Raw genomic sequence first — 24,450 nt, 5'->3', positions numbered from 1 at the left:
GAAATGCTGTCTAAACTGCAAAAAAACCCTGTTGAGGTAATGACGGCTCTGATGGAAATCAATGGTAAACTGAAAAATCTGCAATGAAAGGGCTGTTATTAGATACCGATATTTTATTTGAGCATCTAATACACGACAGTGAAAAATATTTACATCCGCTTTCGCTGCTGGAAATTCTACTTTCAAAGGATGTTTGCTTTACATCGGTAATAAATGCGGCAGAATTGTTTACCGCGTGTGAAAACAGAATGGAAAAACAGGCGGTGCGGACTTTGCTGAATGGACTGAACGTTCTGGGGGTTCACTCAAGATATGCGCTTGAGGCGGAATCAGAATCATACTCAGGGTTGAGCAGCAGTCAGGCATTATTTATTGCGACCGCATCAGTAAATAAAATGAAAATTGCGACCCTGCGCAGGGAGGAATATCCCGAGGGTATAGCAGAATTTGCTGATCTTAAATTAATCGTTTCAGGAGTCATTTAAGTGATTTTAGGAAAAATTATCGGTACCGTCTGGGCAACCAGAAAAGATGAAAGCCTCACCGGCGCGAAACTGCTTATTGTGCGGCAGCTCGATTTGCAGTATAAAGAAAAAGACAGCTTTGTAGTTGCAGTAGACAGCGTCGGGGCAGGACATGGTGAGGTGGTATTGGTCGCCACAGGCAGTTCAGCACGGCAGACGGTGAATACGAAGAATAAGCCGGTGGATGCCGTAGTAATGGCCATTGTTGACCGTCTTGATGTCAAGAAAACAGGGAATGGAGAGTAAATTGACTCAGAATTCTCCCCCGATTTTCGTATTTTTGCAATCTTGAAATTCAGACAGATTGTATTTAGCAAAAGTAATCGGAAACATCTGGGCTACTAAAAAGTACCCCGCACTCGAAGGATTCAAACTGATGCTCATTCAGCCGGTTGATTCTGACGAAAACCCAAGAGGGGAACCGCTGATTGCAGTGGATACCAGCGGTGCAGGCCCCGGGGAAAAGGTCCTCTATGTTACCGCAAGCGAAGCCGTAATACCTCTTCCGGTGGATATGGCCCCGGTGGATGCTTCAATTGTCGGAATAATTGACTCAATCAATAACTAAATTCAGGTGCTCTAAGTGAGAATAACCAAACAATATACAAACAGGGAAAGCCAGTCACTTGATAAATATCTTCAGGAAATAGGCAAAGTAAGCCTGTTAACCCCCGACCAGGAAATTGAATTAGCAATAAGAATTAAAAAAGGGGATCAGACAGCTCTTGAAGCATTAACCAAGGCAAATCTCCGTTTTGTAGTAAGTGTTGCAAAGCAGTATCAGAATCAGGGCTTGTCCCTTGGTGACCTCATCAACGAGGGTAATCTTGGTCTGATTAAAGCCGCAAAGAGATTTGATGAGACCAGAGGATTTAAATTTATTTCCTACGCGGTTTGGTGGATCAGGCAGTCAATTTTACAGGCATTGGCAGAACAGTCAAGAATTGTAAGACTTCCCCTTAACCGGGTTGGTGCTCTCAACAAAATCGGAAAAGCGTATAGCAGTCTTGAGCAGGAGTATGAAAGAGAGCCAAGTGCTTCCGAACTCGCTCAGGAACTGGATATGGATGTTAATGAGGTGGCTGACACACTCAAAATCTCCGGCCGTCACGTTTCCATGGATGCACCTTTTGCTCAGGGAGAAGATAACCGCCTACTCGACGTGTTACAGAATGATCAGCAGCCGACTCCTGATAACAATCTGATGAGTGAGTCACTCAAGATGGAAATTGAAAGAGCTCTTTCAACTCTTACTGAACGTGAGGCAGAGGTTATCCGCCTCTATTTTGGTCTGAATAAAGAGCATTCGCTTACCCTTGAGGAAATCGGAGAAAAATTCAGTCTTACCAGAGAACGGGTCCGTCAGATAAAAGAGAAGGCGATCAGAAGACTGCGGCATGCTTCACGCAGCAAAAATCTCCGCACCTATCTCGGCTGATAAAAGATGACTAACCGTTATCTTTTACTGTTGCTGCTGCCACTGGTCTACGCACTGACCGGCTGTGCTCCGGCAACGAGTACAATCCGTTACGGTGAGAATAAAGAAGAAAAGAAAACTGAAGAAAAAGTGAGATATCAGGAGCCAAAAACTCCTGATAGTCTCCTCACAACCTCTGAAGAGGATGATGAGGACCCGGAATTTACCTACCTCCAGAGTGAAAATGCTTATAAAATAGCAGACGCATTTTCCTCAATTCCCAAAGATCAGAAAACCACCAATTCTACCACTGCCCTTAATCTTGAAGATGAATTCAAGATGGCAATAATCATGTATCATGATACCCCGTATAAATTTGGCGGAAATGATGAAGATGGCATTGACTGTTCAGCATTCACGCAGAATGTTTTTGATCAGGCAGGCAAAATCAGGCTTCACCGCACAGCGCGTGATCAGTATACTCAGGGAGAAATAATTGCAAACAGGGAAGAACTGGTATTTGGTGATCTGGTGTTCTTTGATACGCGCCGCAGGGTGAAGCCGGGACATGTGGGTATATATATTGCAAACGGTCTTTTTGCCCATGCAAGTTCCAAGCATGGGGTGATTATTTCTTCCATGGAGGAAAACTATTATGACCGTAAATACATGGGAGCAAGAAGAGTTCTTGGGGTATTGAGCAATTAGCTTTTAGCATCAGCGCTGATGTTTTCATCAGTCCAGTATTAAACAAAAAAGGGCAGTCAAATGACTGCCCTTTTTTATTTGATATACTGTTACTTTTTCATGCCGCATGGCCATTAATCATAGCACCGGCAGAATTCTTTTATGCGGGTTTTACTTTTTCAGAATGGTGCTTAAGACTTTTTCCTTCGGCAGTGGTTTTGTGCAGAAGAACCAATCCTGGCAGTTCATTTCATCTTTGCTTTCCATTCTTTCCTTTGCTGTGCCGCATGAACCTGCGGTTGGTACTATTACATCGTCCCCTGGCTGCCAGTCAGCCGGAGTTGCAATTGAGAAAGCGTCAGCGGTTTGCATTGCGATCAGAGCGCGGTAAAGTTCATCAAAATTACGCCCGAGGCTAAGCGGATAATAGATCATTGCTCTCACGATTCCCTTTGGATCAATAATAAAGACTGCCCTGACGGCTTTTGTTGAACTTTCACCCGGCTGAATCATGCCATATTTGCGTGCAACATCCATGGTGATATCTTCAATAAGCGGAAAGGTAACCTCGATATTCTTCATGCCGCGGAATTCAATTTTCTCTTTAATGGTTCTGAGCCATGCGATGTGGCTGTAGAGTCCGTCAACTGACAAGCCAACCAGTTTACAATTGGCTTTGTTGAACTGGTCTTCCATTGCTGCGAAGGTCATGAATTCTGATGTGCATACCGGTGTGAAATCTGCCGGATGACTGAAAAGGATAACCCAGCTTCCTTCATACTGTTCAGGGAAGTTAATGTCTCCCTGGGTGGTAACTGCTTTGAAACTTGGTGCTTTTTCACCTATACGGGGTAATGCTGCAGGTATTGTATGGTTTTGTTCGGTCATGTTTTTTCCAAAATATTTGTTAGTGTGTAATATATGATTCGGAATATTGAGGAGCGATTCAAGTTTACTGTTACCGGCGCACTTCTTAGAAGCCATATGTGATCGGTCCGGATTCGTTCATGTACAGTTTAAAAATAAAAAGGCGGCATAAATGCCGCCTTTTTAGCTTTTATTATGTTCTTAGCTGCAGCCGGTAGTCGCACCGCAGGTCATGCATTTCAGACATGTTGCGTTTCTTACCATTGTCATACTCTGGCATTCGGTGCAGACATCGCCGGTATATCCGCTTTCGATTGCCTGCTTAACTTTGAACTTCAGACCTGCGGATTCATCAGAAACATAAATTTTCTTCGTGTTCTGCGGAGCAAGAGAGATCGAGCTTCTTGATTTTCCTCCGTCATCGGAAGATCTCTCAAGTTCAATAAGTCTTTCTCCGGAATACTCGAGGTCATCATCTTCAGAATCACTTACAAACCGCTTTACCACGTTCTTCGGGGAACTGCTGCTGTCCTCATTATCAGCGTCAACATGCGCCAGATCATTTCTGCCGAGATAGTTGACCGCGAGTTCTCTGAAGATATAGTCAATAACGGAAGTTGAGAATTTGATCCTTGAGTTGCCGGTCACAGGACCAGAGGGGTCAAACCGGGTGAATACAAATGCATCTACAAACTCTTCAAGCGGAACACCATGCTGGAGGCCGAGTGAAATTGAGATTGCAAAAACATTGAGCAGACTGCGTACAGTAGCTCCTTCACGGTGCATATCAATGAATATCTCTCCGAGCTGACCATTATCATACTCACCTGTACGTATATACACAGACTGGCCGTTGATCTTCGCTTTCTGTGTATAACCGGTTCTTCTGTCCGGAAGTTTTCTGCGGTGAGCAATATAGCGGTGAATAATACGCTCAGCAATCTTTACGATATCGTTCTTTTCTTTTTCTTCAATGATGTTTTCAAGTTCTTCATCAGTAACACTGTTCAGCGGCTGTGAGAGCTTTGAACCATCTCTGTAGAGTGCGTTGGCTTTAAGACCAAGTTTCCACGATTTGAAGTAAGCATCCTTGATATCCTCAATTGATGCCTGATTAGGCAGATTGATCGTCTTTGAGATTGCGCCTGAGATAAATGGCTGTGCGGCTGCCATCATCTTGATGTGGGCGGTCGCTCTGATAAAACGGGTGCCGCGCTTTCCGCATTTATTCGCGCAGTCAAATACCGGAAGGTGTTCATTCTTGAGGAACGGGGCGCCTTCAACGGTCATGGTACCGCAGATATAGTCATTTGCGGCACTGATCTCCTGCTTTGAGAAACCAAGCTGTTTCAGAAGATCAAAACTCATGGAGTTAATCTGCTCTTCCTGAAAGCCGAGTTTCTTAATCAGAAAATCCTGACCAATGGTGTACTTATTAAAAGCGAAGCTTATATCAAACACCGTCGGAAGCGATTTTTCAATTCGTTCGATTATATCTGCTGTGAAGCCCTTTAATTTAAGGGATTCTTCGTTAATAAAAGGAGAGCCCTTAAGTGTTCCTGCGCCGCGGGCATAACGGACAATCTCAGCTATCTGGTCAGCATTATACCCGAGCTTTTCAAGAGCAGGGGGAATGGACTGATTGATAATCTTGAAATAACCGCCGCCGGCGAGTTTTTTGAATTTAACTAACGCAAAATCAGGTTCAACACCTGTGGTATCGCAATCCATCACCAGACCAATAGTTCCGGTAGGAGCAATAACGGTCACCTGAGCATTTCTGTATCCGAATTCTTCTCCGAGCAGCAGGGCGCGGTCTGCATCCTCTTTAGCTGCTTTAAGCAAATCAGCCGGGCAGAACTGAGGATCAATTCCGACGGGGGAGATTGAAAGTCCTTCATATTTGGTGCCGTCCATGTTATATACCGCCGCACGGTGATTGCGGATGACGCGCAGCATATTCTCACGGTTTGCAGGGAATTTAGTAAACGGTCCGAACTCCTTTGCCATTTCGGCTGAGGTTGCATAGGAAGTCATGTGCATGATTGCAGTAAGCGCGCCGCAGAGAGCAAATCCTTCATCACTATCATAAGGAATGCCCTGAACCATCAGCAGAGAGCCGAGGTTTGCATACCCCAAACCGAGTGTTCTGTACTGGTAACTAAGTTCTGCAATCTCTTTACTTGGGAACTGCGCCATGAGCACACTGATTTCAAGAACAATGGTCCACAGCCTTGATGCATGCCGGTAACCGTCAATATCAAATCTGTGGGTCTCCAGATCAAAATATTTGAGAAGGTTTAATGAAGCAAGATTGCAAGCTGTATTATCAAGGAACATATACTCGCTGCAGGGATTAGAAGCCCTGATTTCCCCTCCCTCGGGGCAGGTATGCCATTCATTGATGGTTGTGTGGAACTGAATGCCTGGATCTGCGGAAGTCCATGCAGCATAGGCAATCTGATCCCAGAGTTCGCTTGCTTTAACCGTTTTGCTGGGTTTCGGGGCTCTGTTCTCTCTTTTTGCTTTAATCTTCTCTGTTCTCCAGTAGAGATTCCAGTAGCCGTCATTAAGAGTGGCTTCCATGAACTCATTGGTCACACGGATTGAGTTATTGCTGTTCTGCCCTGAAACGGAGCCATAGGCCTCGGAGTTCCAGTCAACGTCATAAACCGGGAATTCAATTGAAGTATAGCCCAGTTTAGCAAGATGAATAACTCTGTCAATATAGTTCTGCGGAATCATTGCCTTGCGGGCTTCGCGGATTGCGCTCTGGAGCTTAAGATTTAATTTCGGATTAAAACGGTCGTTTTCCGGATGCTCATCATAACATGCCTTCATTATTGCATTCAGATGCAGATTGTTGAGTTTTGAGCCTGCAACCAATGATGCAACTTTTTGTTCTTCAACCACTTTCCAGTTGATAAACTCTTCAATATCCGGATGATCCATATCAAGGCAGACCATCTTGGCAGCTCTACGGGTAGTTCCGCCGGATTTGATAGCACCGGCTGCCCGGTCACCAATTTTCAGGAATGACATGAGACCTGAGGATTTACCGCCTCCTGAGAGATTTTCATTGGCTCCGCGGAGATTCGAGAAGTTGGTTCCTGTACCAGAGCCGTATTTAAATAGACGGGCTTCACGAACCCAGAGATCCATAATACCGCCATCGTTCACCAGGTCATCATCTACTGACTGAATGAAACAGGCATGGGGCTGAGGATGGGTATAAGCGTCAGGGGAAGCGGAAAGCTCTCCCGTTTCAAAATCAACATAGAAATGACCCTGAGAGGGGCCGGTAATTCCGTAGGCCCAGTTCAGACCGGTATTAAACCACTGAGGGCTGTTAGGAGCTGCCATCTGGTTGGCAAGCATATAGACGAGTTCATCGTAGAATGCTCTTGCATCCTCTTCTGAATCAAAATAGCCGGCTTTCCAGCCCCAGTAAGTCCAGTTGCCTGCCAGGCGGTTAAAAACTTCACGGGAGTCAGTTTCACCTCTGAAAGGCTCCTTTTGAGGGAGTTTTGCCAGTTCTTCTTCATCAGGTAATGAGGGCTGCAGCCATTCCGGCACACCAGGCTCATTAGCTTTCTTGAGGACTACCGGGATACCGGCCCGGCGAAAATATTTTTGCGCAATAATGTCAGTTGCCACCTGAGACCAGGATTCAGGGACCTGAACATTTTCCATTCTGAAAATACTGGAACCGTCCGGGTTTTTAATCTCTGAGGTTCGGGAAACAAACTTCAATGATGAGTATGGGGACTCGCCAGACTGAGTATAGTACCTGTTAATCTGCATATTGTATCGGGGTTTAAGATATTAATAATGTTCTTTCAGTTCATCCACCATGAACGAACTCTTATTAGGGTGCAGGACCTTTGTCACACTCCCAGCCGGGAATTCACCGGTTATTGATTGAGAGGGTATCATCATGTTGTTCGGGCAACTAACCGGTGACAAGTTTTTCTCCCCTGCAGTGCAAATATAGTAAGCATACTTTTACGATTGCAAGCAATCGGTGAAAATAAAAAAAAATAATAATGATTTTTTTGCTTGCTTTTAAATGGCAGATAACAATAAGCAGATTTTCCGCTTATCACAAAAATATTGCTGAAATTTTCAAGGTTGAATATTTTTATTATCACATTTTTTAACAATAAAAAATAAGGATTAATCAATGAAATCAGGTATTTCAGCCTCTCCTAAAAATATTGCAGGTTTGCTGCTCATCATCATCGGCAGCAGTATTCTGCTGGAAAGAGCTGATATCATTTCCGAAGAGCTTTATGATGTGATTATTTCCATACCTTCTTTTCTGATCCTGGTAGGTGCCATTATTTTCGCCAATTCGTCGAACAAAATTCTCGGCACAGTTGTTTTAATTATCGGAGGCCTGCTGATGGCAGGAAGGATTTTCCCTGATCTTGAAATTGATATGCGTATTATTTTTCCGGTTATCATAATAATGATCGGTTTTTACTTGATTATGAAGAATAAAAAGACCAAATCAGGATTTGACAGATTCGGAAAAGTAATCAGCAGAAGCGATTCAAAAGATTTCGTTGATGAGGTGGCGGTTTTTGGGGGAGGAGAAAAAGTGGTGCACTCGGATAATTTCAGAGGGGGGAGAATCACAAATATTTTCGGCGGCTCTGAAATAGATCTGACGGATTGCAAACTGCCAAATGACAGTCAGGAAATTGAGATTGAAATTACTGCTCTGTTCGGAGCATGCGAATTAATAGTACCCCGTGACTGGAAAGTTCAGGTTGATGCATTCCAGCTTTTTGGCGGTTTTTCCAATAAACTCAGAAAACGTGATGAGGATATTGTTCTGACACCTCAGACAGTATTCATCAAGGGTGTGGCAATTTTCGGCGGTGCTGAAATCCGGACCCGGTAAAAGGAACATTCATAAAATTACTATCGTCATAATAAGTACTAATTAACAAAAGAGGACAAGTGAAACCGGAATCCGTCTTAACTCTGAATGATGACTTTGCGCTCATCCGCTCCTTTAATGAAGGGGATGAACTGGCGTTCAGAACGCTGGTGAACCGTCATAAGGAAAAGGTGAGAAACCTTGTATTCCTTACTCTGGGCAATACCGATCAGATTGATGATATTACCCAGGAGGTATTCATTTCCGTTTACAGGCATCTTAAAGAGTTCAGATATGAATCCCGTTTTACGACCTGGCTTTATCGTATCACAGTGAATAAATGCAGGGACAGCATAAGAAGAGCTAAAATCCGCAGCATTTTCTCCCCATTCTCAGATGATGAAGACCCGACCCTGTCCGTATCACATGATGACAACAGCGATGTCAGTCAGATCGTACGGAATGCCGTAAGCAAACTCCCGGAAAAACTGAGGATTCCATTAGTGCTGAAGGACTTTGAAGGACTCAGCTATCAGGAAATTGCTGAAGCACTCGGAGGTGTTGAGATGGGAACGGTGAAGTCAAGAATTTTCAGAGCCCGTGAGACTCTGAGAAAATCCCTTGAGCCTCTCAGAAAGGAACTTATTTGATGAATAGAATGCTACAAAGAGAAAACCTCTCCGCATATCTTGATAATGAACTCAGTCCGGCTGATAAAGCGCTGACTGAAGAACGGCTGCTTGGCAGCCAGTCACTCAGACAGGAACTGGAGGGGTTAAAGTATGTTAAGGAATCTGTAGGAAAACTTTCCGCGCTTCCGCAGGATGAATATTTTTACACACGGCTTCAGGAAAGAATAAAGGAAAATAAAAAATCCGGAATCTACTTACTGAAAAAACCTGTGCTGGTATTCGGTACATTGTCTCTGCTGCTTATGGCAGTGTTCAGATTCGAACCGGAAATTCTGGATGATTTTATCAATCAGCAGAAAGAAAACCTGAGTGACCTTTATACGGCCAATCTTCAGCCCCTGTTATATACTGCCGGATTTTCCAATGAAGATCTTTTTAACTTCGCCTTCAACAATATTCTTCCTCTGAACAAGGAATCTGATCAGATTCTTTCCTTCGGAACTGATGAATCTGGCAAAGGAATTATTGAAGTTAAATCAGCAGGGTTTAATTCAACCCCGGTATCATTCAAAACGTTTGTTTCGACTCTCGGACTGAAAGAGACTGAAGTTGCAACAGTGGATTCTATCCTCAGGAGCTATACCGACGAAATTGCTGCTGCCGTTCTGGTTAATGAGAATAATACCGTAGCGGTAAACTCAAATCTCTGGGAGTATAAAAATGCTCTGAGAGCTGATCTTCTCTCGTACATAACCTCGGTGAACAAAAATGTCGGTAAGGTTTATGCTCCGAATGTTACAATCTCTCCGGTCGAACTTAAGAAGCTGGCCGGTTCCATAAAAAACGTGCCTAAGAGTGATCTTTATTATCTGATTTCGGCAGACACCATATTCAGCCGCCAGCTGGATGTTGATATGGCGCGATTCACTCCTGATCTTGATGATATGAATTACAGCTTTAATAGCGCAGCCGGGAATCTGAAAGTAAAAGTAGATTTTCATAGAGATTTCTCCATGCCGAGAGCCGTAAATCCTAACAGGGATGATCTGCAGATAATTATTGATTCCAATTACTGTAAAGTGGTTGTACCGAAGATTGACGGATTTACGGTTGCCATGCCCGAACTGGACAGTATTCTCGAACGGCTTGATACCCTTACATCCTCAATACGGCACTTTTCAGTTACCATAAAGGTGGATACGTCAGGAAAGAAAAAAGAATACAAATACAGGATGAGATCCGTGAATCCTGACTCCATTAAGAACTTTGTCTTTAAAGGAATTCCCCCATTGGGCAAGGGTACAACGGTTTTTAATGACTCCCTGTTCAATCAGCTTCAGAAATTCCTGAACGACAGCATGGCCGTCCTTAAGAATTATAATTTTGGAGCGGGTTCGCTTGACTCCCTTGCAAAATTCTATAATTTTAACTGGGGTGACTCTCTGGCCTTCAAATTCAATGTTCCTAATAATCTGAAAAAGGAACTTGAACTGCTCAGGAAAGAGATGAACCGCTTCAGGGAGGAGATGCAGAATTTCAGGAGAGAAGTCCGCCCGGACAAAAAAGCTGAAAAGAAGCCAATAGAAATCTGACCAACATAACCCGCCGGCGGACCCGGCGGGTTTTTTATTTCCCCCATAATTCCCAATCTTTATTAAATTTTGGAAACACTTTGCGGTGTTTTTTGAACATTTATCACGGAATTTACCCGCTAATCCATTAAGCATTTCAGACGGCTTAAAGGCGGGTTAAATTAAGCCCAAAATTAAAGGAAAAAGAGAAACTTACTGAACTCGATAATGCAGGTGAGTGTACAGGAGATACTTAAAAGTATCCGGGCTCAGATTCTGTTCGCGGGAATCCTTGGACTGCTGATACTGCAGTTCCTGCCCCTGGACAGAAGTGCGTTCTTTGTCATTTTGTTGAGTGATGTGCTGATACTCATTCTCGGGTATGCATTCACGCTGAATATTCTGATTATTCTGAAAAGAATGAGCAAGAAGCCGATCGAATTGGTTCAGTACATTCTGTTTCTTTCGGTTGCACTCTTTGTTCTGCTCTTTCTGGAAGGGAAACTTGTTTCAGGAAGCGGATTAAAGAGTATTGAGAACCTGCAGTCTTCGGGACTGGTTTTACGCTCGATCCATTTCACTTCAGGCATTCTTCTATTGTTTGCTTCCGGTACCTGGTTTGTAATGCAGAGTGAGCTTTTCTTTCTGAAGCAAAGGAGAAATCTAAAAACCTATTATCAGGCAATGCTGGTTTTTATATTGCTCTCCGCCCTGACCGCAGTGCTGAATCTTCCTCAGTTTGATGACTACCAGTTTATCCATATTGCACTCTTTGTTAATACGATAATCCTTATAACCATTAACTCATTCCGGATTGCCTGGATTGCATTTCTGGACAAAGCGGAAAAGAAGCGGTTACTGCTGCTTTCCGTCGGGATAATTGTTTTAAGTGTAATAAACCTTGTCCGGCTTTCTGCGGACGAACATCAGCTGCTTGAACAGTTTTCTCCTTCGGTTTATCTGTTCGGAATGCTTATCAGTATATATGGCATTGTCTATTTCGGCTTTCTCTTTTTCACGACTCTTTTCCATCTTCCTACCGCGGAAGCATTTGACAGGAAGACCAAAGAGATTTCATCAATGCAATATTTCAGCCGGCTGATAAATCAGGCGCTTGATCCGGGAGAACTTTCTGAGACAGCATCGGAACTTGCACTCACAGTCTGCGGTGCGGATGCTGCATGGCTGATTACCGGTGAGCAGTTACATTCAGTACCTGTTGCTCCTAAGAATATCCGCAGAAACAGTGCCGGCTGGCTCACAACGCAGATTATGAACCGGTACGGAACCCGGCCGGCCGGAACACTTTTTTATCATCCGACGGTTACCAGCAGTGATGAATCGGTGGAAGAGAAGTTCCAGTTTGTCGCAGTAAGACCGCTTAAATCCCATTCCCGGATTAACGGTTATCTGTTTACGGCAAGGAAAGCAAATCTCCCTTATGACAGTGAGGAGATTTCGGCATTTGATACGTTCAGTGATTATCTATCTATAGCACTTGAAAATTCGCACCTGCTTTCAGAGTCAATAGAAAAGGAACGGCTTGAACGCGAGCTTGATGTGGCAAGAGAGATTCAGAAAAAACTGATACCGGCTGTGCTGCCATCGCTGGATTCAATGGAACTCTCGGCGTTGTTCATCCCCGCCTTTGAAGTTGGCGGTGATTATTATGATTTTTTTGAACTTGGAGGCGGCAATACCGGTTTTGTTATCGCGGATGTTTCAGGCAAAGGCATCAGTGCGGCATTTATCATGGCGGAGACCAGAGGAATTTTTGCATCGCTGAGCAGAATGACTGATTCACCGAAAAATCTGATGATTATGACTAATCAGATACTTCGCCGGTCTTTGGACAGGAAGCACTTTGTAACCGCTGTCTTTGGAAGTATTTGTCATCAGCGGAATGAAATAAAAATTGTAAGAGCAGGGCATCTTCCCGTGCTCAGACTGAGAGAAGGTCTGGTTGAAGAAATTACTCCCGGCGGCATCGGACTCGGTCTTCATTTCGGTGAACTATTCAGCTCATCACTGGAAGAGATTACACTTGAGCTGAAAGAAGATGATGTGTTTATTTTCTTTACCGACGGAATAACCGAGGCAAAGAATGGAAACATGGAAGATTTCGGCATGGATGCCTTGAAAGACATTATAAAAAATAATCAGAAACTTCCGGCGGAAGATCTGGCGAAAAAAATCATTCATGAAGTAACGCTCTTTTCTGAAAGCGGCACACAGCATGATGATATTACGCTGATGATCCTGCGCTGGAGAAAAAATTTATTATCGGAGACAACACACCATGGCGGAATTTAACGCTGGTATAACAGAGAACGGAAACGTCCAGATTATTGAACTGGCGGGTTTCCTTGATGCCCATACCGCACCGCGGCTTGAAAATACATTTAATGAACTGCTCACGCGGCAGCAGTACAGGGTTGTGGTAAATTTCCGTAACCTTAAATATATATCAAGCGCAGGGCTCGGAGTCTTTATGGCTTTTATTGAGACGATGCGGAGCAACGGCGGTGATATTAAACTGACGGAAATGCAGCCGAACGTATATAATATATTCGATCTGCTGGGTTTCCCCCTGCTGTATGAAATATTCCCCACGCAGCAGGAAGGTATTCAGAAATTTCAACAGTCATCTGAGAACTGACTAATACGTGAAACAGCATAGTTTTGAGTTAAAAGTATCCAGTACTACCGGCGAGCTTGCTGCTATCCGGGAGTTCATTCAGGAGAAAGCCGCTCAGGCAGGAGTCTCACAGAAGACGATTGACTCAATTATTCTGGCTGTTGATGAAGCATCAACCAATATTGTTAAACATGCCTATCATTTTGATGATTCAAAAGAGATAAAACTGCATCTCAGTTTTGAGGACGGAAACTGCACGGTTTCCCTGACTGATTACGGGGAATCATTCGATCCTGACAAAGTTCCGAATCCTGATATGAACGAATATCTGAAGCAGAGAAGAGTGGGGGGGCTTGGCCTTATGCTCATCCGCACGCTGATGGATTTTGTTGAGTATCATACCGTTAAGGGTAAATATAATCGTCTCACGATGGTTAAGCGATACGGTTGATAAGAAATGAACACTGCAGATTCTCAGAGGGTACAAAGGAATTTAACCGCGCTTATAGAATTCAGCCGGATCATCAATACCAGTTTAGACCTCAACTTCACACTTAATAACTTACTTTTCAGCTGCTTTGGTAAATTCCTTACCACTAAGGGATTTGTAGCACTTTATGAAGGGGAAACGCTTGTTATTCAGGCATCCAAAGGACTTCCGACTAATCTTCCTTTAACGCTCGGGGCAGGTGACTGGAGCACCGCTGCAGATTCACCGGATTTTTCTCAATATCTTAAAGAACATCATATTGTTCTTACTGAAGTAATTGAATCTTCCCGTAAGAAGCTGGGTATTATTGCTCTCGGAGAGAAAATAAACAAAGCACCATATTCTGATGAGGAAAAGGAATTTCTCCGGATAATTCTGAACCTTGCCGCAACATCGATTGAAAATTCCCAGTTCATCGAAGAGCTGAAAGTGCTGAACAGGCAGCTTGACGGGCGGCTCAATTCTCTCAGTTCACTTTTTGAACTCAGCAAGGAGTTCAGCGCGCTGGTGGATGAAGAGCGAATAAGTAAGCTTCTGATTTATTCCCTTCTCGGTAATTTTATGATGACCGGTTATGCAGTTATTTACTGCGATGACAGGAGGCTGCGAATACTGGAATCCACTTTTCCCAAAGCTGTATTAATGAATACCATAGAAGGACGGAGCACGGTATCAGTAAATAAAATACTCAGGGGAAAAGAAGTGTATAATTTTTTCCCTGGACTGGATAACTTCTCTGTAAGTTTGTGCATTCCGATGCAGGTACAGGGGGAGTCACGCGGATATATATTGCTGGGACCCAGGATGAGTAATAAAGAGTACAGTGAGCAGGATATAGAATTTATTTATTCAGTAGGGGGGCTTGCCATTAACTCTCTTGAAAATAAGCGGCTCTTTAAGGAAGCTCTCGAGAAGCAAAAAATGGAGGAAGAACTGCAGATCGCTAAAGAGATTCAGAAGAATCTTCTTCCGAAGTTCCTGCCTGAGGTATCAGATATTGAATTTGCCGCAGAAAGTATTCCCTCAAAACAGATCGGCGGTGACTATTATGATATCCTTGAGACCGCTGATTCACACTACACGGTAGCTATTGGTGATGTTTCCGGCAAAGGTGTACCGGCCGCGCTGCTGATGGCAAACCTTCAGGCATTTTTAAAAGTGACCGCAAAGCAGAATCTTCCTATTGCTGAGGCGACGGGACTTATTAACAACCTGATTACTGAAAATACCAGCGATGGCAGATTTATAACGTTCTTCTGGCTTTCGCTTGATGCAGCAGCAAAAAAACTGCAGTATGTGAATGCCGGACATAATCCGCCGTTATTTATCCGCGGGGGCAAAATCCGTCATCTAGACAAGGGAGGAATCATTTTTGGGGTGGCTCCGACGTTAGTTCCATATACAGCGGAAGAAGTTGATCTGCAGCATGGTGACCTGGTTGTTCTGTTTACTGACGGAGTAACCGAGGCAAAAAACCCTGAAGACTATGAGTACAGCGATGAGCGGTTTGAATCACTCATCCTGAAGAATTCCGCTGCCGGAGCTGAAAAAATCATGAAAATAATTAAAGATGACCTGAGAGAATTTGTAAAGGGGACTCCGCAGTCTGATGATATCACCGTTGTTATCATTAAGGTAAGGTAGAGATATGCTGATGCGCATAAAAGAGCTGTATGGCAAAGTCAGACTTAAGCTGATAACCGTATTTACGGTTATTATGGGTATCCTGATACTCTTTAATATATACAGCAATGTTACTACCAACCGTGTTTCCAACGATGAATGTATCTGGATGCCGGTAAAGGCAGGCAAGGATAGTGTTGTTTTTAAGTTCAGCAACGTCAAGGAGGGGGGAGTTACCTGGCAGGCGGGCATACGTGAAGGAGATCAGCTTGTCGCGATAAACGGACACAGCTATTCAGATGCACTGGATTACCAGGCACTGATAAATAAAATGAAAGAAGGGGAGTTAGCCGAATATACGATAATTAAAAAGGGGGAGACTGATCCGGTAAAAGTAAAGGTGCAGATAAAAAAACTGATTATTTACGGTCAGTTTTCAATGATGCTCTTTGCGGTAATACTGCTATTTGTAAGTTTTATCACGTATCTGGCAAAACCGGAGGGACTTCAGCAGAAGTTATTCTTTCAGGCGGGATTCGGCATGGCGATGGTTTATCTGCCGAATGCAATCGGAAATCTGAGCGGTCCGGGATTCCTTAAACCAGGAGATCCGTTTTTTGTCATCCTGATGTTATTCTGGCTTATTATCGTAAGCCGTCTTCCGCTTTCCATTTTCCATTTCTTTTCTATTTTTCCTGAACCACACAAGTGGGCTCTGGATAAAAATTTCAAAAAGGTTTTAATCGGACTTTGGATTACCTATTTCGCCATAAACTTAATCGGTTCTTTCGGGGCAATCCTCGGAATTAAAATACCCGGGCAGGAACGGGCACTGCAATTTCCGCTTATTCCTGTATTTATCAACGGTGCTTTTGTATCCGGGCTTTTCCTCCTGACTACAACATATCTGCGAAATAAGGATCAGGCAAAGCGGCGCCCGATATTTGCAATTCTGATCTCCTATTATATTGGTATCAGCGGATATATTTTTACCGTTTTTCTGGCGCCTGTTTTTGGTGATGTGGTGTATAATTCACCTGAATATTATATGCCTATCATTCTGCTGGTACTTTTGCCGATAGCATTCGGGTATTCCATATTCCGGTATAATCTGCTTGATGTAACGGTTGTGCTTAAAACAACACTTGTTTATGCAACCGCAACACTTACCCTTGGCGTCATTTATCTGGCTACCGTTTATATACTCGGTCAGGCTGTCGGCGGCGTGGTTACCGAGGAATACCGCACGGTTATTTCAGGAATGACTTTTGTTTTTCTTGCTCTTCTTTTTCAGCCGACAAGAGATAAGTTTCAGGATGTATTAACGAGAAAGTTTTTTCCGGTACAGTTTGCAACCCAGCAGGTTATATTGGATTTTAACCAGCGGCTTCCTCAGATTGTCGGGTTTGATACAATCCTGGACGCGCTTGAGGATATCTTTCAAAACCGGCTGCAGGTTAATCTCTGCAGTATTCTGATTGCCCGTGAGGGAAACCGCACTGAGACGGTCAGAAGTTGTGGTACTGACGAACAGCTTTCAGGTGATATTTTTTATCACAAAGAAAATCTTGAAACTCTGATTCAGCAGAGATATTCAGCAGGTGAAAAACCGGTTATTGACCAGACAAACGCCCGCTACATCTTTCCGAATGACGCAGAGAGGCTTGCCGAGGCGGGCGTATATACCATTTTGCCGCTGATCACCAATAAAAAACTGATTGGATTTTTCCTCTTCGGACTTTCCTATACCGGCAAACAGTTCGGCGGCCGTGATCTGGAATTAATGATCACTCTTGCAAATCAGACAGCTACCTCTCTTGAGAACGCACGGTTATATGAAGCTGAAGCTGAAAAAGTAAAAATGGAACGTGATCTTGAACTGGCAAGAAAAATTCAGCAGAGTCTTCTTCCGGTTAAAATACAGTCACTGGGTAATCTGAGTGTGGCGGGGGATATGATACCGGCCATGCAGGTGGGTGGTGATTATTTTGACGTGATCAGAGTTTCAGACTCAAAGATGTTTATTGTGATAGGTGATGTTTCGGGAAAAGGACTTTCCGCTGCATTATATATGACGAAGATTCAAACCCTGCTCCAGATTGCATGCAGGGAAACTTCAACTCCTGCAGAGATTCTTATTAACCTGAATAAGCAGCTTTCAAACGTGCTGGACAGGACCTCATTTGTAACCATGACCGTAGCGTTATTTGACAATAAAAAGCAGACCGTACGTTTTGCAAGAGCCGGGCATACTCCTCTGCTTATTATAAACAAACAGGAAGAACGGTTTGTAGCACCTCAGGGAATTGGCATCGGATTGGACAGAAGCGGAGTCCGTTTTGCCGAACTGCTTATTGAAGAAGAGTTACCTCTTGAAAAGGACCAGATTCTGGTATTTTTCTCTGATGGTATTTCAGAGGCGTTGGATGAAAGAGGAGAGCTGTATGAATCAGAGCGGCTCACGAAGATTATCCGTGACTCAGCAGATGAACCGGTTGAAATAATCTCGGAAAAAATCTTCGAATCTGTAAGAAATTTCAGCGGAAAAGCAGGTCAGCATGATGATATTACACTGGTACTTGTAAAACCGGTTTAGAATTATGAATTGTAAATTATGAAGTATGAATTGGGGAAACATATCGGTAGGGACAAGTCGTAACTTGTCCTGATGCTTCCATGGTAAAACTCTCACTTGCCGACGTTATGACAGGTCTACAAAAACATAGACATAAAAAAAGGGCTAAGGTAAAACCTTAGCCCTTTTTATTTGGGAGATACTCAGATTAGAAGCTAACCTTCTTGTTGAATTTTTTTGTGTATTCGAGAACCAGAGCAGTTGCAACAAAGATTGAACTGTATGTTCCAACGATAATTCCAAATGACATGGTGAAAGCAAATCCTCTGAGTACTTCACCGCCGAAGATCATGAGTATTATCGTAGTCAGCAGCGTGGTACCGCCGGTGAGTATTGTTCTTGACATGGTTTTATTGATACTCTCATTGAGCAGTTTTTCAAGATCTTCCGTCTTGTGAAGTTTGAGGTTTTCTCTCACACGGTCAAACACGATAACGGTATCGTTAATGGAATAACCGATAAGAAGAAGGAACGCTGCAACAACGGTAAGACTGATCTCAAGGTTCAATCCGGGAATCAGACCGTAAAAAAGAGAGAAAATACCCAGTGTGATCAGAACGTCATGAAACAAAGCTACAACAGATCCGAGCGCGAAAACGAACTTAAATCTGAAGCCAAGATAGATCAGAATACCAATAAGTGAAACCACTATTGCGATGACTGCATCACGTTTGAGTTCATTACCGATTTTCGGTCCGACCACTTCTGATCTGAGAATTTCAAACGTGTAACCGCTGAAATTCTTCCGGAGATTTTCTTTTATCCAGTCAGCAATGCCGACTCTTACTATAACCTGAGTATTATCCATTTCTTCTGAAACTTTGCCGCTCTGATAACCTGCGACAAAAAGCTTCTCCGCAGCCAGATTTGCTGCTTCAGGAGAGCTGAAGTTATAGATAACTGAATTCTCTGATTTATCACTTATAGAGAAGACAGAATCAGGCATACTGGTCTTAATAGCTGCTTCGATATTGGATTCCAGTTTCGGGAAAATTTCAGCAGGGATCGTCTGCATATCAGTTCTGACAAGCATACCGGTTTCACTGCCGAAAGTTTTTACTTCCAGGGCACCAAGGCCAATACTGTTAAGTACTCCTCTTGCCTCTGAAATATTTACCGGTTTGTTAAAACCGATTTCAAGTTCAGTTCCGCCCCGGAAATCAATTCCGAAGACCAGTCCTCTGAAAACAATGTTGATAAAACCAACAATGAAAATTATTGTTGAGAGGATGTAGAAAAATTTTCTTTTTCCCATCCAGTCAACATTTAGATTATGAAATATCTGCATTCTTAAAACTCCTTATTCCTGATATTATCCTAATGAAACCTTGTAACCTTTATCAACCAGATAGTCAAGAACTACCTTAGTGACCACAAGCGCACCGAATAAACTGGTAAGAATACCAATCATCAGTGTGAGTGCAAATCCCTGAATAGGACCGGTTCCGAACTGATAGAGGACAATTCCGGTAATCATGGTTGTAATATTTGAGTCAATGATAGCTGAGTACGCTTTACCGAACCCTCCGTCAACTGCTGCACGGAGCGTTCTTCCAACTGCAAGCTCCTCACGGATACGCTCATAGATAAGAACGTTTGAATCCACCGCCATACCCATTGTAAGAATGATACCTGCAATACCTGGCAGAGTAAGAGTTGCCATGAATGCAGAGAGGACGCCAAAAATCAGGGTTACTGTGAATATCAATGAGAATGCCGCAATTGATCCTGCCTGACGGTAGTAGAAAATCATAAACAATCCTACCACCAGGTAACCAAACAGCGCTGAGTTAAATCCTTTTGAGACTGAATCCTGACCGAGTGATGGTCCCACTGTTCTTTCTTCGATAATGTCAACTGGGGCAGGAAGTGCACCGGCTTTAAGAACGATTTCCAGAAGTTTTGCTTCGTCAAGGTTTTCCATACCGCTGATCTGAGATCTTCCGCCTGGAATTTTACCCTGAATGGTCGGTGCAGTGAAAACTGCTCCGTCCAGAATGATTGCGCATCTTTTACCAACATTTGCACCGGTGATACGTGACCACTCAATCGCGCCTTCAGAACTCATTTCCATATTAACAATAGGATTTGAGTTTGTCGGGTCAAGTGTGGCAAGTGCATTGGTGATAACGCCACCGGTAAGTTCCGGTGCTTTATTCACTAAGTAAAGCTGATAAAACTCCTGGCCGGACTCAGCATCTTTAATGGTTTTTGCGCTGAAAAGGAATTCAACAGTTTCAGGGATAACATTTTTAATTTCATCTGATGCCAAGAGCTGTTCAACCTTTGCGCGGTTGTCTTTGTTAACATAACCTTCAGTTGAACGGAACTGAGGATCATACTGCACGAGGGCGAAGAACGGATGTTCTTTCGCAAACTGCTCGGCAGTCATGTTTTCAGGATCGGTCGTATCATTTGAAGCTGTGTTTGCAGTAGTATCTGTACTGACAGCGGTTGTATCACCTGCAAGTGTGGTATCTGAAAAAACTTTGCCGGATGAAGCTTCATCAATTTTCTGGATGATGGTAATAGCGTAATCCGGATCCTTCAGGAGTTTAAATTCGAGAAGCGCTGTTCCCTGCAGAAGCTGACGGGCTTCTTCTTCTTTAGCGACACCGGGGAGTTCAACGATTACTCTTCTGTCACCCTGCCGCTGAATGCTTGGCTCAGAAACACCATACTGGTCAACACGGTTTCTGATAATCTGCATTGCACGGGTAACAGCATCTTCAGTCTGGGTTCTCAGGTCGTCAAGGATTTCTGAATCTTCAGATCTGATTGAGCCGTAATATTTGCTGATTCTGATATTCTTTTCCTGAAACTTGCGGTAAACGATATCAACCACAGACTCTTCAGAAATTGCAGCTTCGGCAGCAGCAGCATTCAGAATGCTGGTAAAATCTTCGTCAACGTTTGAAGCAAGTTTTTCGAGCAGCTTGGCTGTGTTAACTTCAAGCACGACACGCATACCGCCCTGAAGGTCAAGACCCAGCTTAATTCTATTCATCCGTGCTTCACGGATTTCAGGATCAGCGAGTTTTATACTGTCCTCAGTTTCTGAGAGCAGTTTGGTAAGCTGATCATTTGAGATGCCGGGATTAGCGGCTTTAATGCTGTCGGACTTCTGTGAGAGGACTTTTTCAATATCCTTGGTGTTCATATAATCCTGATAAGTCGGATACAACTTATAGATGCTTAGAACAAGCGCACTGACAATGATTACAATCCTGAAGGTGTATTTCTTCATAAACTCAATCGGATTTAAGGTTTAAAAAAATAAGACATTAAAGTTACCGTAAAAACCCCTTAAAGTCAATAAATTTCGCTATTTAGAACAGATCATCAGGGCATTACCGGGGTATTTGAGATGACCGGACTCCAGGATCAAAAGGGGGAAAAAAATACCCTGATCAGTGCCAGGAAGCATTAGTTTTTTTTGGGGAGGCCGGGTGAATCAGAGTAAGGTTAATTCACCGCCGGGAGGGTAATTTTCAACGGAAACCGTGTTTTTTCTGGGGGGATTGCTGAATCTATCCTTATTTTGCAAGGTTGTTTTTTCAGAATGAAGTATTTCAGTTATGATCAGAGAATCAAGCATTTTTTATAAGGATGAATCAGGGACACTGCCGGAGAGGGATCAGATTGACCCCCGACATACATGGGATTATACTCACATCATTTCTTCCGACGCGGAGTGGGAGGAGACATTCAAAGCAGCTGAAGCCAGGGGGGAGAAATATGCGTCGTATGAGGGAAAGCTGGGTGAAAGCCCCGATATTCTGCATGAATGCCTGATTATGGATGAGGAAACCGGCTCTACCTTAGAGAGACTTCATCTCTACGCGATGCTGAGAAAAGACACTGATTTAAGAGATAACACCTATCAGGCAATGTACGAGAGAGTTAAATCTCTCTATGCAGCCCTGGGAGCAAAATCTTCGTTTATCCGGCCCGAATTACTAACCATAGATGAGGATTTGCTCAATTCATGGCTGGAAGGGTATGAGCATCTCAGCCGGTTCCGCCATTTTTTTGATGATCTTCTGCGTACAAAAAATCATGTACTGGATACCGAACAGGAACGGCTGCTTGCAACGGTGGCGGAGATAACCACTGCCGGGTATGATGCATTCTCCATCCTTTCCAACAGTGATATCGAATTTCCCGAAACAACGGATGAACAGGGGCAGACCATCCGTATGTCACACGGCCGTTATTACTCAGCCCTGTATTCAAAAGACCGCGGTTTCAGGGAACGGGGATATACCGCGTATCTGAAGCCGTTTGAAACATTTGCAAATACATTTTCCGTTCTTCTGAATAATGCTCTGAAGCGGGATGCTTTTTATGCCAAAACAAGGAATTATGCCTCATCACTTGAGGCGGCTCTTGAAAAAAATGCCATTCCCGCTGCCGTATATAACAATCTTCTGGAATCGGTAAGCAGCAATATTGCGCCGATGCACCGGTGGGTGGCTCTTAAGGCGAAGAAAATCGGGACTGAAAAAATTCATCCTTATGATATGTATGTTTCACTCTTTGAAGCCGGAGCCGAAAAGAAATTCACGTTTGATGAAGCATTCGAACTCATTCTCGAGGCATTTAAGCCAATGGGGGATGAATATGTAAATACGGTGAAAGCCATTTATGATGAGCGCAGAATTGACGTATATGAAACCCGCGGAAAACGGAGCGGGGCATATTCTTCCGGCGCTGCTCACGGGATGAAGCCGTATATATTAATGAACTGGAACGGCCTGCTGAATGATGTGTTCACGCTCGCGCATGAGATAGGGCATAATGTCCATTCAACCTATTCGGGTAACAATCAGCCGTTTATTTACGCAGATTATACAATTTTTCTTGCCGAAATAGCGTCAACGTTTAATGAAGCGCTCCTGTTTGATCATCTGATAGCCAATGCAGATGCTGAAACCAAACGTCCGCTGCTCGAAAAATATCTGAATGATATTACCGCAACCTTTTACCGGCAGACGATGTTTGCTGAATTTGAACTTGAAACACACAGCCGTATTGAAAAAGGAGAATTCCTTTCGGCAAGGGAACTTTCGGAGGCCTACTCCCGTGTATATAACAAGTATAACGGTCCGGCAATGGATATGGGGCATGCCGAGCAGTTCTCCTGGGCGAGGATACCACACTTTTATTATAATTTCTATGTGTATCAGTATGCGACCGGCTTTGCTGCATCAGCTGAGCTGAACCGGCTTTTGAAGCAGAATCCTGATGAACTGATACCTAAATATATACAGTTCCTCAAGAGCGGAAGCTCTGACTATTCGCTGCCGATACTCTTCCGCACGGGGGTTGACCTTACCCGCCCTGAGCCGGTTGCAGCCGTTGCAGCACGCATGAATACGGTGCTTGATGAACTTGAATCCATAATCTGAGCGAGCGATGAAGTTATATACCAAAAAAGAACTGAATAATTTTTTCCAGGCGTTAACCTACGATGATATCAGTCTTGTACCAACGGTGATTTCCACCATAAAATCGCGTACGGAAGCAAATACCAGAGCAGTATTTATGGGAATTGAACTTGCTGTTCCTGTTGTATCAAGCCCTATGGATACGGTAACCGGTATCGAAATGGCTAAAGCCCTAACGGAATCTGGTTGTCTGGGAATACTCAACCGGTTTGATTCTTCACTTGAGACGGTTATCAGCGGAAAAAACGGGGGAAACGGAGTGCTTGGCGCCGCAATTGGTCTTAACACAGAAGATGATGTAACAGCACGGCTTGCTGAGGCAGGAATGGTTATCTGCATTGATACCGCTAACGCGAATAACCGGGAAGTGCTTCAAAAATGTGAACACATCAAGACGAAGTTTAATCCTAAAGTGATGGTAGGCAATACAGCTCACGGTGCAACCCTCCGGCAGCTTAAGGATGCGGGTGCTGATTCAGTCCGCGTGGGAATCGGCAACGGAAGCGTATGCTCAACTTCCATCCAGACGGGAATAGGCATCGGTCAGGTGACATCACTGCTTGACGTGCTTACCACCCGCGAAGAACAGAAGATAGATATTGAGATCATTGCAGACGGGGGTATTAAAAGCCCGGGTGATGTTGCAAAAGCGATAGCTCTCGGAGCTGATGTCATCATGCTCGGCAGAATGCTCGCCGGTACCAAGGAGACTCCCGGTGAGGTCATTAAATATAATGGACAGCTATGGAAAAAATACCGCGGTTCTGCATCATTTGGTGTAAAGATGCGCAATGAATTTATAGAGGGGGAGGAAACCATGGTTGCCTATAAGGGAACCGTCAGGAATGTTATTAACAGTATATCTGACGGGCTGAAAAGTTCGATGAGTTATATGAACTGTTACACGCTTGATGACCTGAGAAAGACAGAAACCTTCGCTGTACTGAGCAACTCTTCCTATCTGGAGCGGCTGCCCAAAGCATAATACCGGGTGTGATCAGGTATATATAAAGGCAGGAACCTTTAAA

At 43.8% G+C, this 24,450-nt stretch carries 19 protein-coding genes; 15 read left to right on the top strand and 4 right to left on the bottom strand.

Annotation, left to right across the window (positions count from 1 at the left end; all coding sequences use genetic code 11):
* Positions 1–83 precede the first annotated feature (83 nt).
* The 5 genes from HRU80_13770 to HRU80_13750 are packed head-to-tail and all read left to right on the top strand — an operon-like array spanning position 84 to position 2,649.
* Entirely contained in the window at positions 84–485 is a 402-nt protein-coding gene (locus HRU80_13770) for a PIN domain-containing protein (GenBank protein QOJ29879.1), read from the top strand.
* A complete protein-coding gene (locus HRU80_13765; protein ID QOJ29878.1) occupies positions 486–770 on the top strand; it encodes a EutN/CcmL family microcompartment protein in 285 nt (94 codons plus the stop codon).
* Between the two features lie 58 nt (positions 771–828).
* Complete coding sequence (locus HRU80_13760) at positions 829–1,092, top strand: EutN/CcmL family microcompartment protein (protein QOJ29877.1); 264 nt, start codon at positions 829–831, stop codon at positions 1,090–1,092.
* Positions 1,093–1,107: 15 nt separating this feature from the next.
* Complete coding sequence (locus HRU80_13755) at positions 1,108–1,962, top strand: sigma-70 family RNA polymerase sigma factor (GenBank protein QOJ29876.1); 855 nt, start codon at positions 1,108–1,110, stop codon at positions 1,960–1,962.
* A 6-nt stretch (positions 1,963–1,968) separates the two neighbouring features.
* Positions 1,969–2,649, top strand: a complete 681-nt coding sequence (locus HRU80_13750; GenBank protein QOJ29875.1) for a C40 family peptidase — start codon at positions 1,969–1,971, stop codon at positions 2,647–2,649.
* Between the two features lie 150 nt (positions 2,650–2,799).
* Here the strand turns inward: HRU80_13750 and HRU80_13745 are convergent, their stop codons facing one another.
* Positions 2,800–3,516 carry a peroxiredoxin gene (locus HRU80_13745; protein ID QOJ30561.1) on the bottom strand — a complete coding sequence of 239 codons (717 nt, stop codon included), beginning with the start codon at positions 3,514–3,516 and terminating at the stop codon, positions 2,800–2,802.
* Positions 3,517–3,696: 180 nt separating this feature from the next.
* Positions 3,697–7,299, bottom strand: coding sequence for a vitamin B12-dependent ribonucleotide reductase (locus HRU80_13740; protein ID QOJ29874.1), 3,603 nt, complete (start codon positions 7,297–7,299; stop codon positions 3,697–3,699).
* 379 nt (positions 7,300–7,678) lie between these two features.
* On the opposite strand from HRU80_13740, the gene HRU80_13735 reads away from it, so the two are divergent.
* From HRU80_13735 to HRU80_13700, 8 genes are all read left to right on the top strand, one after another.
* Positions 7,679–8,404 (top strand): hypothetical protein, encoded by a 726-nt coding sequence (locus tag HRU80_13735; GenBank protein QOJ29873.1) that lies wholly within the window; start codon positions 7,679–7,681, stop codon positions 8,402–8,404.
* Between the two features lie 41 nt (positions 8,405–8,445).
* Positions 8,446–9,033, top strand: a complete 588-nt coding sequence (locus HRU80_13730) for a sigma-70 family RNA polymerase sigma factor (GenBank protein QOJ30560.1) — start codon at positions 8,446–8,448, stop codon at positions 9,031–9,033.
* Positions 9,033–10,607, top strand: coding sequence for a hypothetical protein (locus HRU80_13725; GenBank protein QOJ29872.1), 1,575 nt, complete (start codon positions 9,033–9,035; stop codon positions 10,605–10,607). Before HRU80_13730 ends, HRU80_13725 begins: the two co-directional genes overlap by 1 nt.
* 207 nt (positions 10,608–10,814) lie before the next feature.
* The gene (locus tag HRU80_13720) at positions 10,815–12,899 is read left to right on the top strand and encodes a PP2C family protein-serine/threonine phosphatase (GenBank protein QOJ29871.1); all 2,085 of its coding nucleotides are present in this window, start codon (positions 10,815–10,817) and stop codon (positions 12,897–12,899) included.
* Positions 12,886–13,245 carry an STAS domain-containing protein gene (locus tag HRU80_13715; protein QOJ29870.1) on the top strand — a complete coding sequence of 120 codons (360 nt, stop codon included), beginning with the start codon at positions 12,886–12,888 and terminating at the stop codon, positions 13,243–13,245. The genes HRU80_13720 and HRU80_13715 overlap by 14 nt, the downstream gene beginning before the upstream one ends.
* A gap of 7 nt (positions 13,246–13,252) precedes the next feature.
* The gene (locus tag HRU80_13710; protein ID QOJ29869.1) at positions 13,253–13,675 is read left to right on the top strand and encodes an ATP-binding protein; all 423 of its coding nucleotides are present in this window, start codon (positions 13,253–13,255) and stop codon (positions 13,673–13,675) included.
* A 6-nt stretch (positions 13,676–13,681) separates the two neighbouring features.
* Positions 13,682–15,358 (top strand): SpoIIE family protein phosphatase, encoded by a 1,677-nt coding sequence (locus tag HRU80_13705; GenBank protein QOJ29868.1) that lies wholly within the window; start codon positions 13,682–13,684, stop codon positions 15,356–15,358.
* A 4-nt stretch (positions 15,359–15,362) separates the two neighbouring features.
* Positions 15,363–17,933 carry a SpoIIE family protein phosphatase gene (locus tag HRU80_13700; protein QOJ29867.1) on the top strand — a complete coding sequence of 857 codons (2,571 nt, stop codon included), beginning with the start codon at positions 15,363–15,365 and terminating at the stop codon, positions 17,931–17,933.
* Between the two features lie 187 nt (positions 17,934–18,120).
* Here HRU80_13700 and secF read toward each other — a convergent pair whose 3' ends face one another.
* Both secF and secD read right to left on the bottom strand, forming a co-directional pair.
* Entirely contained in the window at positions 18,121–19,260 is a 1,140-nt protein-coding gene (secF, locus tag HRU80_13695; protein QOJ29866.1) for a protein translocase subunit SecF, read from the bottom strand.
* A gap of 24 nt (positions 19,261–19,284) precedes the next feature.
* Positions 19,285–21,219 carry a protein translocase subunit SecD gene (secD, locus tag HRU80_13690; GenBank protein ID QOJ29865.1) on the bottom strand — a complete coding sequence of 645 codons (1,935 nt, stop codon included), beginning with the start codon at positions 21,217–21,219 and terminating at the stop codon, positions 19,285–19,287.
* Positions 21,220–21,550: 331 nt separating this feature from the next.
* Here secD and pepF point away from each other — a divergent pair, with 331 nt between their 5' ends.
* Together pepF and HRU80_13680 are read left to right on the top strand one after the other, a co-directional pair.
* A complete protein-coding gene (pepF, locus tag HRU80_13685) occupies positions 21,551–23,383 on the top strand; it encodes an oligoendopeptidase F (protein ID QOJ29864.1) in 1,833 nt (610 codons plus the stop codon).
* Positions 23,384–23,390: 7 nt separating this feature from the next.
* Entirely contained in the window at positions 23,391–24,407 is a 1,017-nt protein-coding gene (locus tag HRU80_13680; GenBank protein QOJ29863.1) for a guanosine monophosphate reductase, read from the top strand.
* Positions 24,408–24,450: the final 43 nt, after the last annotated feature.

The organism is Ignavibacteriales bacterium, from assembly GCA_015709675.1.
Classification (GTDB): Bacteria; Bacteroidota; Ignavibacteria; order Ignavibacteriales; family Ignavibacteriaceae; genus H2-BAC3.
The sequence above is the reverse complement of the archived record's forward strand: the minus strand, read 5'-3'. Positions and strand labels throughout refer to the sequence as shown.